This is a genomic window from Rhizobium sp. 10N427 (assembly GCF_056394605.1).
In genome coordinates this window covers 155,132-172,431 of the sequence record NZ_JBFTID010000003.1, presented here as the reverse complement: position 1 = coordinate 172,431, position 17,300 = coordinate 155,132, and the positions used below count along the sequence as shown (strand labels likewise).

The following is a 17,300-nucleotide window of genomic DNA, read 5'->3' as shown; positions in this document are numbered from 1 at the left end:
CTGGATACTAGGCCAAGGTTGAAACCCGGCAAGCCCAAAGGCGTCAAAGACGGCGTCGCCACGATAGTTTATTGCAACAAGACGAGCTCGGGAGGCGGGCGACAGGCCCGCCTCCCGTAAGACTTAGGCAGAGTAGGATACCAGCAGGTCCTTGGCATCGATCTGGTCGCCGGCCTTGACGAGAACTTCGGCGATCGTGCCGTCCTTCTCGGCGTGGATCGCCGTTTCCATCTTCATCGCTTCGATCGACACCAGCACATCGCCGGCATTGATCGCCTGACCTGGCGACACGAAGACGCGCGAGATGACACCCGGCATCGGCGCGCCGACATGGGCGGCATTGCCCGGCTCCGCCTTGCGGCGGGCAGCAGCACCCGATGCGCCATGGGCGCGATCCGGCACCTTGATGCGGCGCGGCTGGCCGTTGAGCTCGAAGAACACGGTGACCATGCCCTGGCTGTCGGTGCCGCTCATCGCCTGATTGACGACGACGAGCGTCTTGCCCTTCTCGATATCGGCAAACAGCTCCTCGCCATCGCCAAGGCCGTAGAAATAGGCAGGTGTCGGCAGAACCGAAACCGGGCCGTAAGTGTCCGACGCCAGCGCAAAATCGGTGAAGACCTTCGGATACATCAGGTAGGAGGCAAACTCGAAATCGGTGACCTCGCGCTCGAGCTTGGTCTCGATCGTCTTGCGCTCGGCATCGAGATCGGCCTCTGCAAGCAGCGAGCCCGGGCGGACCGTATACGGCTTGTCGCCCTTCAGCGCCTTCTTCTGCAGCGCTTCAGGCCAACCAGACGGCGGCTGGCCGAGATCGCCCTTCAGCATCGAGACAACCGATTCCGGGAAGGAGACTTCCTTGTCCGGGCTGACGACATCAGCAACCGTCAAATCCTGCGAGACCATCATCAGTGCCATGTCGCCGACGACCTTCGAGGACGGCGTCACCTTGACGATATCGCCGAACATCTGGTTGGCGTCGGCATAGGCCTGCGCCACGCGATGCCAGCGGGTCTCAAGCCCGAGCGAGCGGGCCTGTTCCTTGAGATTGGTGAACTGGCCACCCGGCATCTCGTGGAGATAGACTTCCGAAGCCGGCCCCTTGAGATCGCTCTCGAAGGCCGCGTACTGGTGACGCACCGCTTCCCAGTAGAAGGAGATACGGCGGATCCATTCGGGATCGAGGCCCGGATCGCGCTCGGAGCCACGCAGCGCTTCGACGATCGAACCGAGGCAGGGCTGCGATGTATTGCCCGAGAGCGCGTCCATCGCCGCATCGACAGCATCGACACCGGCATCGACGGCCGCAAGAACCGTTGCGGCTGCAATGCCCGACGTATCATGCGTGTGGAAATGGATCGGCAGGCTGGTCGCCTCGCGCAGCGCCTTGAACAGCACCTTGGCTGCGGCAGGCTTCAAGAGGCCAGCCATGTCCTTCAGCGCGATGATATGCGCGCCGGCCTTTTCGAGCTCGACGGCCAGATCGGTGTAGTACTTCAAATCATATTTCGGGCGCGCCGAATTGAGGATGTCGCCCGTATAGCAGATCGCCGCTTCGCAGAGCTTGTTCTCTTCGGCAATGGCATCCATCGAGACACGCATGTTCTCGACCCAGTTCAGGCAGTCGAACACGCGGAACAGATCGATGCCGCCCTTCGCCGCCTGGCGGACGAAGTATTTGACGACATTGTCAGGGTAGTTGGTGTAGCCAACGCCGTTGGCGCCGCGCAGCAGCATCTGCAGCAAAAGGTTCGGCGCTGCCTCGCGGACCTGCGAAAGCCGCTCCCAGGGATCTTCAGTCAGGAAGCGCATGGAGACGTCGAAGGTCGCGCCACCCCAGCATTCCAACGACAGTAGGTTCGGCAACGCATGCGCATAGGTGCCGGCGATACGGGCGATGTCGTAGGTGCGCATGCGGGTCGCCAGCAGCGACTGATGGCCGTCGCGCATCGTCGTATCGGTCATCAGCACGCGCTTTTCGTTGCGCATCCATTCGCCGAATTTCTTCGGCCCGAGCTTGTCGAGCAGCTGCTTGGTACCATCAGGGATAGCGCCGCCATTCGTGTAGGGCACGACGGGCTCGGCAATGTCTGCGGATGGCTTCGGCCGGTCCTTGGCTTCCGGATGGCCGTTGACGGTGACATCGGCCAGATAGGTGAGCAGCTTGGTGGCGCGGTCCTGACGCTTGACCTGCTGGAATAGCTCCGGGGTCGAGTCGATGAAGCGCGTCGTGTAGCTATTATCCTTGAAGCTCGGATGCGTGATGATCGCTTCGAGGAAGGTCAGGTTGGTGGCGACGCCGCGGATACGGAATTCACGCAGCGCACGGTCCATGCGGGAAATCGCTTCCGAAGGGTTCGGCGCCCAGGCCGTCACTTTCACCAGCAGCGGATCGTAAAAGCGGGTGATGATGGCACCCGAATAGGACGTGCCGCCATCGAGGCGGATACCGAAGCCCGATGCCGAGCGGTAAGCGGTGATGCGACCGTAATCCGGGATAAAGTTATGCTCCGGATCCTCGGTGGTGATGCGGCACTGCAGCGCGTGGCCGTTGAGCTTGATGTCTTCCTGCTTCGGAACACCAGACTCCGGCGTGCCGATCGCGAAGCCATCGAGGATATGGATCTGCGCCTTGACGATATCGATGCCGGTGACGACTTCGGTGACCGTGTGCTCGACCTGGATACGCGGGTTCACCTCGATGAAGTAGAATTTGCCGGTATCGGCATCCATCAGATATTCGACGGTGCCGGCACCGATATAGTTGGTGGCCTTGGCAATCTTCAGCGAATAGGCAGCCAGTTCCTGGCGTTGCGCTTCGGAGAGATACGGCGCCGGCGCACGCTCGACGACCTTCTGGTTACGGCGCTGGATGGAGCAGTCGCGTTCGAAGAGATGCACGACATTGCCATGGGTATCGCCGAGAATCTGGCTTTCGACATGGCGGGCGCGCTCGACGAGCTTTTCGAGATAGACCTCGTCCTTGCCGAAGGCGGCCATTGCCTCGCGCTTGGCTTCCGTCACTTCGCGGGCAAGATCCCTCGGATCGCGAATGGCGCGCATGCCGCGACCACCACCGCCCCAGGAAGCCTTGAGCATCACGGGATAGCCGATTTCCTCGGCCATCTTGGCGACAACCTTCATGTCGTCTGGCAGCGGCTCGGTTGCCGGAACGACGGGAACACCGACGGAGATTGCGAGATTGCGGGCTGCCACCTTGTTGCCGAGCTGGCGCATCGTATCCGGCTTCGGACCGATGAAGATGATGCCGGCGGCGTTACAGGCATCGACGAATTCGGGGCTCTCGGACAGCAGGCCGTAACCTGGATGGATCGCATCGGCGCCGGACAGCTTGGCAACACGGATCACTTCGTCGATCGACAGATAGCTCTCGATCGGCCCGAGATCACGGGCAAGGTGCGGGCCGCGGCCGACCTGATAGCTTTCGTCGGCCTTGAAGCGGTGCAGCGCGAGTTTGTCTTCCTCTGCCCATATCGCGACCGTTTTTATCCCGAGCTCATTGGCCGCGCGGAACACGCGAATGGCAATTTCGGAACGGTTGGCGACAAGAATCTTGGAAATGGGCAATGCACTCTCCTCAAAGCACGGATCACGCGGGCAATGCTGCACCCGCGAAGAGAATTCTTAACGTGCTGTTACAGAAAGTTCAATTTCCCTTGCCGCCACGAAATAGAATTTCTCCGTGATTAGGTAATTAAGCCGTACCTAAAAGCCAGAGCGACGGCCTGCTGGCGGTTTTTCGCCTTCAGCTTGTCCTGAATACCGTTCATGTACCAGTCGACGGTGTGGTTGGAGATGCTGAGCAGCTTGCTGATTTCGATCGAGGTCATGCCGTCGGCGAGATAATGCAGGATCTCCAGCTCGCGGCGCGTCAGCGGTGTCTCCATCAGAGTCGGGCTATCGAGTGCATCGGCGTCGCCACGCAATTCGAGCAGCCGCCAGAACGCCTTGTGGGTCACGCCGCAGAACAGCGACATCTCCACCGGCGACAGATCGACCGGGACGCCGCCGATGCTGAGGCTCCCCAGCAGACCACTACGGCCGTGAACCGGGAAGACGTAGCCGTCGCCCAGGCCATGCTGTGCCGCGTCGGCCATCATCTGCTCCATGCGGCGCTGATGCGGATCGCGCCGGTAGGCAGCAAGTCCTTCGCGCCAGCGGAACGGCCGGTGCGTCTGGCCGAGATAACGCATGGTCGGGTCGATGAGGAAATATTTCTTGGTTGCATAGACCTGTGTCCAGGTCTCCGGCCAATCGCCGGCCAGCACTGTGCCCCAGGGATCGACGCTGCGTTTCGGATGGCGCAGAAGCACATAATATTGGAAGCCGTAGGAATGAAGGACATTCTCCAGCTCCTCGACGACACGCTCGACCTTCTTGCATTCCTCTAGAACGACAAGCAATTGAATCAACGAATGAATATTCACAAATGCCCCCTGCCCGAAAAGGGCGTGCGGTTGAGGGCCGTCGACCGGCACTAACGCAGCCGGCATCCCAACGGTCTTCGGTTCAATGATTTAACCCGTATGAGTTTAAGGTGCGACGTACCGCCTTCCAAATGCAAGCGAAAATTGTCACAACCGTTCTCGGGTGAACAACTTTCGGCCCATGTCATCTCGTCGCACCCTGCTTTTGACGCCTTCTGAAAAGTCCCGGGTGAACACGGTGTTAATCGCCGGTTCAGGTAGATTTTAGTAGCGTCGCAACATCCCGTTTTGCAGATGCACAAAAGAGGTACTGCCGTGTCGCTATTCAAGGTCTATGCAAGAGCCTTGCGCTACCTTGGCGCATACAAGCTCCGCGTATCCCTGGTGGTCGTTGCCAACATTGTTCTGGCTGCCATCACCATCGCGGAACCGATCCTCTTCGGCCGTATCATCGATGCCATCTCCGGCAAGGGTGACGTGAAGCCGATCCTCTTCATGTGGGCAGGCTTTGCCGTCTTCAACACCATCGCCTTCGTGCTTGTCGCCCGCGAGGCCGACAGGCTGGCGCATGGCCGCCGCGCCACGCTTCTGACCGAAGCCTTCGGCCGGATCATCTCCATGCCGCTCTCCTGGCATCACCAGCGTGGCACGTCGAATGCGCTGCATACGCTGCTGCGCGCCTGCGAGACGCTGTTCGGCCTCTGGCTCGAATTCATGCGCAATCACCTGGCAACTGCCGTCGCCATCATGCTCTTGGTTCCGACCGCCATGATGATGGACCTACGCCTGTCTGCGGTGCTCGTCGTGCTCGGCGTTGCCTACTGGCTGATCGGCCGCCTCGTCATGAGCCGTACCAAGGATGGTCAGGCCTCGGTCGAAAACCACTACCACACCGTTTTTTCGCATGTCAGCGACTCGATCAGCAACGTCTCGGTCCTGCATAGCTACAACCGTATCGACGCTGAAACCCGCGCCCTGAAGGGCTTCACCGACCGTCTGCTGCAGGCGCAGTATCCGGTTCTCGACTGGTGGGCGATCGCCGGCGCGCTGAACCGCATGGCTTCCACCATCGCCATGATGATCATTCTGGTCATCGGTACGCTGCTGGTTCAGGCTGGCGAACTGAAGATCGGTGACGTCATTGCCTTTATCGGCTTTGCCAACCTGCTGATCTCGCGCCTCGACCAGATGCGCCAGTTCGCAACGCAGATCTTTGAGGCCCGCTCGAAGCTCGAAGACTTCTATGTCCTCGAAGACTCCGTCCGTGACCGCGAAGAGCCTGCCGGCAATGTGGATATCAAGGACGTCAAGGGCGAAGTCGAATTCCGCGACGTCTCCTTCGGCTTCGGCAATTCCTCGCAGGGCCTGCACAGCGTCAACTTCAAGGCCAAGGCCGGCCAGACGATCGCCATCGTCGGCCCGACCGGCGCCGGCAAGACAACGCTCGTCAACCTGCTGCAGCGCGTCTATGACCCTGACAGCGGCGAGATCCTGGTTGACGGCCAGGACATCACCAAGGTCACCCGCAAGTCGCTGCGCCGCTATATCGCGACCGTCTTCCAGGATGCCGGTCTACTGAACCGCTCGATCAGCGACAACATCCGCCTTGGCCGCGAAGGCGCCAGCGAAGAAGAGATGCGTCAGGCAGCAGAAGCCGCCGCCGCCGCCGACTTCATCGAGACGCGCGAAGACCAGTATGACACCCATGTCGGCGAGCGCGGCAACCGTCTCTCCGGTGGTGAGCGTCAGCGCATCGCGATCGCCCGCGCCATCCTGAAGGATGCGCCCATCCTAGTGCTCGACGAAGCGACCAGCGCGCTCGACGTCGAAACGGAAAACCGCGTGAAGGCTGCTATCGACAACCTGCGCCAGAACCGCACCACCTTCATCATCGCCCACCGTCTGTCGACGGTCCGCGAGGCCGACAAGGTGCTTTTCCTCGACAACGGCCGGATCGTCGAGCAGGGCAGCTTCGATGAACTGAGCCAGAGCAACGGCCGCTTTGCCGCCCTGCTCCGCGCCAGCGGCATCCTGACGGACGAAGAAGTCCGCAAGGCGCATGCGACCGAAGCCGCATAAACTAGCGGCCGCACAGAACTTGGATATCAGGCCGGAGGGTTCGCCCCTCCGGCCTTTTTCTTATGTGGCCAGTCGAGCATGAACCTGCTCGCACTCTCAACACCGGACTTCTGCGGCCCATCGCTTAAACGACGCCTGTGTCTGCAGCTTAGAGGCAGATTGATTGGGGCGGAGCCAGACGGCAGCAGCGGATCGTGGGACATCACCAGCCAAGGATGAGAGCTTTAATCTCCCACTGGAAGGCTCTAGCATCGCCCCTTCAGAACCAGGGAGGATCCATCATGGCCGTACGCCGCATCATTGCCAATCTGCCGGCAGCCGATCCGGCACGGACGCAGCGCTTCTATGGTGAAGTGCTTGGGTTGGATGTGCTGATGGACCATGGCTGGATCATTACCTATGGCAACGCCACCGCGATGCAGGTTCAGCTCAGCATTGCCAGCGGGGGCGGCTCAGGCACGCCTGTTCCGGATATCTCCATGGAAGTCGATGATGTCGATGCCGTTCTCTCGGCGATGCGGCAAGCAGAGTTCGAGATCGTCTACGGCCCCGCCGACGAGCCATGGGGCGTCCGGCGCTTCTATGTCCGCGATCCCGCGGGCAAGCTCGTCAACATCCTGCAGCACATAAAATAAGCCGGCGGGCTCGTGAGCCGCCGGCTTGATACCTTCGAACCTGTAGGGCGCCGCTACTTTCGCCCGTCATTGATCCGCACGGGAACCGGCATGGCGCCGCGTCCGATCGCCGGCTTAGCCTTCTCATCCAGACGCTTGCGCTCCAGATGGTAGGCATAGGCGAACTGCGCGGCGATACCGGCAACCACGAACATCGGGCCGATAAACTGATCGCGGTTGGTGACATAGAGCAGGACCTGACCCGCCATCGCCAGGATCGTACCGGCAACGAAGATGTTCAGCGAATGCCGGCCAAGGATCGTCAACGGATGATCCGCCGGGCGGCGCAGCATGCGCGACAGCGCCGGGATGTTGATGACGAGATAGGTCAGGGCCAGCACATGCAACAGACGCGGCAGCGACAGGAAGGTCTTGTCGAACCCGGTCAGAACGCTTGGGAGACCCAGTGCCGCCAGCGCATTGCCGAGATCCCAGAGGTGACCGACAACCCAGGCGAAGGACAGGGCCACATAGCCGGATGCCAGCACGAACAGGATCGGGTGCTGCGGCAGCGAGCCGCCGCGCTTGACGTGCATCATCCCGACGATGCCGATGGTGAAGATGAACTGCCAGGACAGCGGGTTCAGAAACCAGTAGTCGGCAATGATCATGTTGTGCGGGGCGATCTGATAGATGCCGGCGATCAGCCACACAGCGCCCGATAGGCTGAGCGCCAGCAGTGGGTGCCAGGAATTCAGCAGCAGGATGATCGGCACCATCAGCATCAGCGCGCCATACATCGGCAGGATATTGTTGTAGCCAATCTGGTGGCCGAGCAGCAGCAGCGCCGGAATGCCCTCTTTCAGATTTGTCAGCACGGCAAGAATATTGATTTCCACCAGCAATCCAGGCCGGTGGAAGAGCCAGGCGCCGCAAATGAACAGCGCCAGCGTCATGAAGGTGGTGATCATATGGGCAAGATAAAGCGTGAAGGCACGCTTCACGGCCTTCTTCGCCATTTCCAGCCTGCGGCCGAACTTGAAGCCCGATCCATAGGCCAGGCCGACAGCGATACCTGAGATCAGGACGAAAGCCTCGGCTGCATCGGAGAAGCCGAAATTCTTCGTCGTCACATATTCGAAAATCTGCCCGGGGACGTGGTTGATGAAGATCGTGATCAGCGCCAGCCCGCGCAACACGTCTAGTCTTGTGTCACGTTGCGGCCGGGCCGCAGATCGGGAAACGCGCTCAGCGCCGATGGCTTTTTCCGGCGGAGTCGCCATTATTCTCTCCTGGTTCCGATTTGCAAACGCGGTTGCGGCCAAAAGGTTTCCCTTTTGGCCGCAACGAATCGCCGGAGTGTGAGCTTAGGAAATGCTGCTATCCGACCGGATATCCCTCAGAGGGATTGGCGATGTCGTTGCCATTGATAACAACACTGTAGCCGCCGGGTTGGGACGATTTTGAGACCGAAATACGGTATTTCACACCGGAATGTTCGACCTCCGCCGAGAAGCCATCCCAGGTGCTCGGCAGCGCCGGACGGACAAATAGACGCCCGTCCTTCAGCCGGATTCCGAGGATGCCTTCGACGGCGGCGCGATAGAGCCAGCCGGCCGATCCCGTGTACCAGGTCCAGCCGCCGCGGCCCTTGAGAGCGCCTTCGCCATAGACGTCGGCGGCAATCGTGTAGGGCTCGACGCGATAATGCTCGGCCGATCCCTTGTCCCGCGAATGGGTGATCGGGTTCAGCAGTTCGAAGCAGGCGAACGCATCGTCGCCCCGGTTCATCTCGGCAAGCGCCATGACCACCCAAGTCGCCGCATGCGTATACTGGCCACCGTTCTCGCGAACGCCCGGAGGATAGGCCTTGATATAGCCCGGGTCCTTCGCCGAGGTGGCGAAGGGCGGCGTGAACAGGCGGATGATCCGGGTATCGCGATCGACGAGGCGGTTCAGCACCGCATCCATCGCCGTCTTCGCATGCTCGGGATCGCCTTCGCCCGAAAGCACGCTCCAGGACTGCGCGATCGAATCGATCTGGCATTCCAGGCTTTCCTTTGATCCCAGCAGGCTGCCGTCGTCGAACGTGCCGCGGCGATAGTAGCCGCCGTCCCAGCCTGCACTCTCCAGTGCCGCCTTCAGCTCGCCAAGGTGCTTGGTCCAGCGCTCGACGCGAGTCGTGTCGCCACGCTCCTGCGCATAAGGTGTGAACGAGCGAAGTGCACCGGCAAGGAACCAGCCGAGCCAGACACTGGTGCCCTGGCCATGGATGCCGACGCGGTTCATGCCATCGTTCCAGTCGCCACCGAGGATCAGCGGCATGCCGTTCGAGCCGGTCCGCTTGATCGCCAGATCGAGGGCGAGAGCGGCATGTTCGTAGATGCTCGCCTTGTCCTCTGAAATCTCCGGCTTGTAGAACGAGTCGTGCTGTCCTTCGAGAAGCGCCGGCCCTTCGAGGAACGGCAGCTCTTCGTCGAGCACGGACTTGTCGCCGGTGACGCTGCAATAGTGATGGATGCCATAGGCAAGCCAGACAACGTCGTCGGAGATCAGCGTACGGACGCCCGCACCCGTTCCCGGCAGCCACCAATGCTGAACGTCGCCTTCGCGGAACTGACGCGAAGCGGCGTTGACGATCTGGTTGCGCGCCAGCGACGGATCCTGCAGCACGAAGGCCAGAGTATCCTGCAGCTGGTCGCGGAAGCCGAAGGCACCGCTCGCCTGATAGAAGGCCGAGCGCGCCATGATGCGGCAGCCGAGGCTCTGATAGGGCAGCCATGCGTTGATCAGGTTGTTCATGCCCTGATCAGGCGTGGAAATCTGCACCTTGCCGGTAAAGCCCTGCCAGAAATCGCGGTTTGCCTGAACGGCATCGTCGATGCTTGCAGAACGGATATCCTTGACCAGAGCAGCCGCCTCGTCCTTCGAGCCGGTATCCCCGAGGAAGAACGTCACGTCGCGGCTTTCGCCGGGCGAAAGCGTGATATCGATCGCGAGCACCGCGGCCGGATCGCCGTCGAGTTCCTTCGCGCCCGAAAGCGGAACGGAGGGCTTCAACGCCTGCGGCGACTGGATCGTACCCGCCTTGCCGATGAATTCGCGGCGGCTGGTCGCGAAGCTCGATGGTTTCTCGCTCGCCGCGAAGAACGATACGCGCTTCGAAAAATCGATGCTGTACTGGTTGGCGGCGAAGAGAGCGCCCGTCTCCTCATCTGCCGATGACAGGATGAAGGGTGTGGTACGCTGCGGATTATTGCCAAGCACCCACTCGACATAGCCATAAAGCCTGAGCTTGCGGGCGCCGGAGCCGTTGTTGCGCAGGCGCACGCGCTGCATCTTCACCGGCTTTTCGCGATGAACGGTCTGGGTGACCTCCATGGCGATATCGTTCTGCTCGCTGGAGAAGACCGAGTAGCCGAGACCATGGCGGGTTTCGAAACGCGCGTCGGCGCGCTGCGACAAACCGGCATAGGGCGTCAGGATGGCGTTGTTGTCGAGGTCGGCGACATAGATCGCCTCGCCTGAGCGATTGACCACGGCATCGTTCGACCAGCTGGTCAGCTGATAGTCACGCGAGTTCACCGACCAGGTGAAACCGGCACCTTCAGCGGAAACATGGAAGCCGAACTTGTCGTTCGAGATCACGTTGATCCACGGCTGCGGCGTTGCGGTGCCGCCGGCAAGGCGGACGACATATTCGCGGCCGTCGCGGGCAAAGCCACCAAAGCCGTTCCAGAAGTCGAGATCGCCCTGCTCCTCGATGTCAGCAGCAACCGGACGCGGCTTGATGACAGGCGCGATGCGCTTCGGCGCTGCCGCCTTGGCGCGTTCGGCCGCCTTCTGCATCTCTTCCTGCTCTTCCTTCGAAGGCGAGGTCAGAGCAATGGCGCGATTGATCTGATCGATCACCTTGCCATTCTTCGCGTGGAAGGTGACGCGGGCAGCGGCCAGCAGCGCGTGATAGGTCGTCTCCTCCATCAGATCCTTGCGGACGGCAAAGATATGCTGGCGTAGACCATCGGCCTGGCCCATCCGGCGGACGTTTTCGCACATCTGGTCGACAGCGTGCTGCATGTCCTGCGCATAGGAAGAGGCGCGCTCGTTCATGATCACCAGATCGGCAGTGACGCCGCGCGAGCGCAGATATTCCTGCGTCAGCAGCGCTTCACGCACGATATCGAGATCCAGATCATCGTTGATGCGAAGCATGAAGATCGGGAAGTCGCCCGAGATCGCCAGCGGCCAGAGCGACGACTGCGAGGCCATGCCCGCCTGAACAGCAGCGGCATCGGCGCGCAGATCCATGTCGGGATAGACCAGATAGCGGCCGAGATGCTGGAAGGCAGCGGCCTGCTGCGAGGTCACGCCGACATGGCGCATCTGCACCTGCGTGCGCGTCCAGGCCTGAACCAGCTCGTGCTGGAAAGCATCGGCGTGGCGGTAGCGCTCGACGGCCTTGTCCACTTCGTCGCGGCTTGGCGCGGCGATGGTCCAGAAGATCACGCTGACCTTCTTGCCGGCAGGCACTCGAACCGTGCGGCGCAGCGACAGGATCGGATCGAGCGTGAAGCCGTCGGTACCCGACAGCGTCGCGCCCGGATCGAAGGCAGCAGCGTCAGAAAGGCTGCGGCCGCGGCCGAGGAACTTGCGGCGATCGGTTTCGAACTCGGTCTGACGCTGCGGACCGGCGCTGTCGACGATCAGATGGGCGATGCTCATATTCGCTTCATTCGGATCGCGCTTGTTGCGCTCGGCGCGGATCACGTCGCCACGCTTGCCGAAGTCGGTCTTGACGAACATGCGGGCAAAGGCCGGATGGGCATTGTCCGTGTCGTCGCTGGTGAGCACGGGCTCCATATAGGAGGTCACTTCGATGAAGCGATCTTCCGAGCCCATGTTGAGCAGCGTCAGGCGGCGGCCGTCGGCATCATGCTCGGTTGCGACGATGCATTCGACTTCGCTGGTCAGATCGCCGACGACCTTGGTGAACTCTGCCTTTTCATCGGCGAAGAGCACGTTGACCTTTTCGCCTTCGACACTCTTCGGCTCCGCGGTCGCCGACCACCATTCGTTGGTGACAGTATCGCGCAGGAAGATGAAGCTGCCCCAGCGGTCTTCGGTCGGGTCGGGCTTCCAGCGGGTGACGGACTGCCCGTTCCAGCGGGCGTAACCGGCGCCGGTTGCCGTCAACATCATCGAATAGTGGCCGTTCGACAGGAAGACGAGTTCGCGGTCGCGAGACAGCGGATCGGCAATCTTGCGCAGTTCCGGACGCAGAAGATCGTCCTGGATGCTGGCAGGCGTGTCGGACTCGTGCTTGCCGCTCATCACGGGGATATCGCGTGGCGCCTTTTCCTGCAGCAGCAGCTCGGCCGCTTCGATCACCGGATCGGAGTGGAAGAGTTCGCGGAGGTGACCGTTAAAGGCGACGTTGGCGACTGCCGCGATCGACATGCCATGGTGGTGGGCATAGTAGTTGTAGACCACCGCACACTTCTTGCCCTCAGGCACGCGGGTCGGCGTGAAGTCGACGGCGTCATGATAGCCATATTTGCCAAGTGCGCCGAGCGCACGCAGGCGATCGAGGTTTTCGAGCGCAGCCTTCGGATCGTATTGGCTGGCCAGGATCGATGCATAAGGCGCAATGACGGCGTTGTGGCCGAGGCCACGCTTCAGGCCAAGCGTCGGCACACCGAAGTTGGTGTACTGGTAGTTCATGTTATGGTCGCGGGCATTGAAGGCCGCTTCCGAGATGCCCCACGGAATGCCGAGCTTCCGGCCGTAGTTCATCTGCTCGACGATGACGAGATTGTTGGTCTGGTTGAGAATACCGCCACCGCGCTCCTGCATGACGAGCGGCGGCATCAGATATTCGAACATAGAGCCGGACCACGAGACCAGCGCGCCCCGCGAGCCGACCGGAACGACCTGACGTCCCAAGCGGTACCAGTGCTCCGTCGGCAGATCGCCCTTGGCGATACCGAACAGCGAGGTCAGGCGGCATTCCGATGCCAGGAGGTCGTAGCACGCCTGATCGAGTTCGCCGCTTTCGACTCGGTAACCGATCGACAGCAGGCGGCGCTCCGGACGGAACAGGAACGAGAAGTCCATCGAGAAGGCGAGATCTCGCGCCTTGTCGCGCAATGCAATCAGGCGCGGACGCAGCGGATCGATATTCGACAGATCGTAGGTGCTGTCGGAAATATGCGCTTCGCAGACCTTCACCAGCTGCTCGGCCCAGCGGGTCAGCTCGCCGCTGAGCGACGACTTGACCTCATGGTCGAGATTGGCAGCCAGCTTCTGGATGTCGCGAGCGAGAACCGCCAGGTTGATAACGCGGATCGAGGCGAACTCATGCTCGCGCTTCACGGCAGCCAGCGCGTTCTGGAAGCCGATGATGCGTTCTTCCAGGCGGCGGCGTAGCGGGCGGACGGTCTTGCGATCGTCAGGCAGGTCGGCCAGCACTTCGCCGAGAATGCCGGCAGTATCGCCGACGCCATCGAGATTGCCCTGCATATGCGCCGACGGCGCTTCCGCCCAGTTCCGGCACGCCGACGAAACGGCGATCAGGTGACCAGCCAGGTTGCCGCTATCGACGGCCGAGACATAGCGCGGGCCAAGCGTCTGCAGCGTATCGGTATGATACCAGTTGAACAGGTGGCCACGATACTTCTCCATCTTGTCGATGGTGGCGATCGTCTTTTCCAGCCGGTCGATCGTCTCCTCGAAGGAGAACCAGCCGAACTGACGGCCGGAAACGACCGAGAGAAGATAGACGCCGATATTGGTCGGCGACGTCCGGGTTGCCACGATCACGTGCGGCGTTTCCTGCACGTTGTCAGGCGGCAGATGGTTCTGCTCGGCCGTCGTGAACGTGTCGAAATAACGCCAGGTGCGGCGTGCGATCTTACGCAGTTCGGTGGAGTCGGACTCCGCCACTTCGAGCCGGTCTTCGGTTTCCGCCGACTGGCTCACATAATAGGCAACGAGTGGCGAAAGGATCCAAAGAACGGCGAAGGGAATGCCGACGAGGAAGGCCTTGTCGCCCGAGAGCGCCGCGAAGGCGAGGGCAAGCAGCGCCAGCACCGGCGCATGCCACATGGCCTTGTAATAGGAGGCAATCGTTCCCTGTTTGCCAGCCTGAACGCTGGCGGCGGTGCGCCATTGCAGCATCAGCTTGTGGCTGAAGAACAGACGGTACAGCGAGCGGCCGATGGCATCGGCCATCATGCAGGCGGTATCGGCGATGAAGACGATCCGCAGTGCCACCTGGGCGTTCGCCGCGCGGATATCCGACCAGACCGTATAGAGATGGGCGCGGGCGACGATATCGCTGGTGCGCGGAATGATGCCGTTGATCAGCGACAGCGTCGGGGCGACGAACAGGCAGAAGATCAGCAGGATCTGCCAGACGAGCGCACCGAGCGGACCCATGAAATACCAGCCGAGCACGGACGCGAAGAACCAGGCGATCGGGGTCAGCGAGCGGCGCAGGTTGTCGAACATCTTCCAGCGGCCGAGCGCGGTGACGCCGTATTTCGGATTGAACATGTAAGGCAGGAGCTGCCAGTCGCCACGCGCCCAGCGATGCTGGCGCGAGGTTTCGACTTCGTAGCGGATCGGGAAGTCTTCGACGAGCTCCAGATCGGTGACGAGCGCACAGCGCGCCATGGAGCCTTCGAGAAGGTCATGGCTGAGAACCGAGTTCTCGTCGATGCGACCCTTCAGCGACGCCTCGAAGGCATCGACATGATAGAGGCCCTTGCCGGTAAACGTGCCTTCGCCGGCCAGATCCTGATAGACGTCGGAGACGGTGAAGACATAAGGGTCGAGACCGCGGTTGATCGAGAACACGCGCTGGAAGACCGAGGCATCCTTGCCGGTCGTCAGCGACGGGGTGACGCGCGGCTGCAGAACGCCATAGCCGCTTTCGACGCGGCCGGTCTTCGGGTTGAGCACCGGGCGGTTGATCGGATGATAGAGCTTGCCGACGAGCTTCGTCACCGCATCGCGCATCAGGCGCGTGTCGGCATCGAGCGTCATCACATACTGGACATTCTCCGGCACGATGTTGGCGCCCGGCAGATACGTGGTGTCGGCATCGCCGCGCAGCAGCATGTTCAACTCATGCAGCTTGCCGCGCTTGCGCTCCCAGCCCATCCACGCGCCTTCAGAAGGATTATAGAGGCGGCGGCGGTGAAGCAGATAGAAGCGGGTCTTGCCATCGGACGCGTAGCGCGCCGAGAGGTTTGCGACCTCGCGGCGCGCATAATCCAGCACTTCGAGATCGTTGGCGGTTTCCTCGACCTGGCTGTCCGGCCAGTCGCTGAGCAGCGAATAGTAGATCTCACCGCGCGGGTTCGCGAGATAGTGAACCTCGAGATTGCGAACGAGCTCATCGACGCTATCGCGGTTGGAAATCAGGCAGGGCACGACAACGAGCGTGCGCGCGTCCTCCGGAATGCCTTCCTTGAACTCGTAGCCAACGAGACGCGATGGCGTCACGAAGAATGACAGCACGGTGTTGAAGAGCCCCGTCGCGCCTTCCGAAGCCGGCAGCGAGAACATGATCAGGAGAACGATGATCTCTGCAGGGCTCATGCCGGCATTCGCCATGAACTTGCCGACAATCACCATCGCCAGGATCGTCAACAGAGCGACGGGTACGGCGATCGACAGCCAATTGAACTTGCGGACGGTGCGAACGAAATGCTGCACGAGCGTCGGGCGATAGTTCGCGCGCGCCTCGAACTTCGGGCGATGCATGCCCGCGAGGAAGCCGCCGACATTCGGCTCGTGCGGCTGCGGCTCATCGGAGGCCTTGGCTTCCTCGGTCATATCCAGCGCCAGCTGCGCCACTTCCATTTCGCTGAGCGGCGAACGCTTGGCGAGCTTTTCGATCTGCTTGCGATATTTGTTGCGCGAGCCGGAATCGAGAATGCCGTAGTCCGACTTGTCCCAGAGCAGCTGGTCGACATGGCTCACCTGCTCGACCCAGACCGACCATTCGGTGTCGTCGATCTCGCGCAGACTGCGGATGATGTTGCCCATCGTCACGTTGCCGGATGACAGGCGGCTATGTTCCGCCATCGTCGCTTCTTCGGTATCGCGCCCGAGCGAGGCGAGACGGTCGTCGAGCCAGGCAATCGCCAGGCTCGACGATTGCGAGCCATCGCGCATGCGGTAGAGGAACTGCGTCGAGAACGTGTTGTCCTCGGCAAGCGTTTCCAGCGTCTTCAGATATTCGGCAGCCTTCGCCGGATCGGCCAGACGCACCAGCTCGTCGGCGGCCTCGTTGGCGCGGCGGCGCATCCGGCGGCTGCGTTCGACACGGCTCGAAATGCGGCGCAGGTTTTCAACGAGCACATAGCGGACCAGCGACGGAACAGCCCAGAGCTCACCAATCTTCAGCGTCTCGGTCTGCTGGAAGCCATCGACGAGCGCCGTCAGGCTTTCCTGCGAAACGGTGCTGTGCGTATGCGCCACGTAGAGCCAGGCGAGAACCAGCGTCCGCGGGATCTGCGTGCCGCCAACATTGACGGTTGGCAATTCGCGATAGAAGCGGCGCGGAAAGTCGCGGCGGACTTCCTGGATCGCCTCTTCGACGATGTAGTGATTGTCGAGCAGCCACTCCGCGGCAGGCGTAATTGTCTCGCCCGATTCCACATCTGCGGCGGTCGTGCGATAGACGCGCAGGATCTCCTTTTCGTTCTCCTTGTGCCGCGCGAAGAAATCGAAAGGCGCAAAGGCGGGAAGCGATTCCGCCCCGCTGCGGGCGACCATTTCGCCCATCGCCTTGATGTCTTCGATGGAGAGGTATGTCGAACGGATCGAGTCGTTATGATCGATCTGCTTCGTTTCGGAATCGCGCGACGGGGTCGGAGACGGATTGGAAATTGACATGGGTTCGGTTCTGGATCCAAACAAAGTTATGGTAATTTTGGCTAGCCTTTTGCACCGGCAAATATGACTGCCGCATGAACGGCAGAGCACTGTTGCTCAAAGATACTATGGCAGCCGATTTTTAGATGCGAAACGGTTTAAGCCCTGCTTTATCGCACAGCTATGACCATGATGGCAGTGCTTCTTGTCCCTCCCGCAAAGCCATTTCCTCAAAGTTGGACACTAAGCGGATAATTCAAGTCAAGAGCGAAGA

At 61.2% G+C, this 17,300-nt stretch carries 6 protein-coding genes; 2 read left to right on the top strand and 4 right to left on the bottom strand.

Annotated elements, in window-relative coordinates; genetic code table 11:
- Nucleotides 1–123: 123 nt before the first annotated feature.
- Both pyc and AC1DIJ_RS08260 read right to left on the bottom strand, forming a co-directional pair.
- On the bottom strand, nucleotides 124–3,588 hold the full coding sequence (pyc, locus tag AC1DIJ_RS08265; RefSeq protein ID WP_112385916.1) for a pyruvate carboxylase: 3,465 nt from the start codon (nucleotides 3,586–3,588) through the stop codon (nucleotides 124–126).
- A 119-nt stretch (nucleotides 3,589–3,707) separates the two neighbouring features.
- Nucleotides 3,708–4,448, bottom strand: a complete 741-nt coding sequence (locus AC1DIJ_RS08260) for a LuxR family transcriptional regulator (protein ID WP_112385917.1) — start codon at nucleotides 4,446–4,448, stop codon at nucleotides 3,708–3,710.
- Nucleotides 4,449–4,763: 315 nt separating this feature from the next.
- On the opposite strand from AC1DIJ_RS08260, the gene AC1DIJ_RS08255 reads away from it, so the two are divergent.
- Together AC1DIJ_RS08255 and AC1DIJ_RS08250 are read left to right on the top strand one after the other, a co-directional pair.
- Nucleotides 4,764–6,527, top strand: coding sequence for a glucan ABC transporter ATP-binding protein/ permease (locus tag AC1DIJ_RS08255; RefSeq protein WP_112385918.1), 1,764 nt, complete (start codon nucleotides 4,764–4,766; stop codon nucleotides 6,525–6,527).
- A 281-nt stretch (nucleotides 6,528–6,808) separates the two neighbouring features.
- Nucleotides 6,809–7,162: a VOC family protein gene (locus AC1DIJ_RS08250; RefSeq protein ID WP_112385919.1), complete on the top strand. Its 354-nt coding sequence runs from the start codon at nucleotides 6,809–6,811 to the stop codon at nucleotides 7,160–7,162.
- A gap of 53 nt (nucleotides 7,163–7,215) precedes the next feature.
- On the opposite strand, the gene AC1DIJ_RS08245 is transcribed toward AC1DIJ_RS08250, so the two are convergent.
- Complete coding sequence (locus AC1DIJ_RS08245; protein WP_112385920.1) at nucleotides 7,216–8,424, bottom strand: OpgC domain-containing protein; 1,209 nt, start codon at nucleotides 8,422–8,424, stop codon at nucleotides 7,216–7,218.
- 97 nt (nucleotides 8,425–8,521) lie between these two features.
- Nucleotides 8,522–17,047: a GH36-type glycosyl hydrolase domain-containing protein gene (locus AC1DIJ_RS08240; protein ID WP_112385921.1), complete on the bottom strand. Its 8,526-nt coding sequence runs from the start codon at nucleotides 17,045–17,047 to the stop codon at nucleotides 8,522–8,524.
- Between the last annotated feature and the right edge of the window lie 253 nt (nucleotides 17,048–17,300).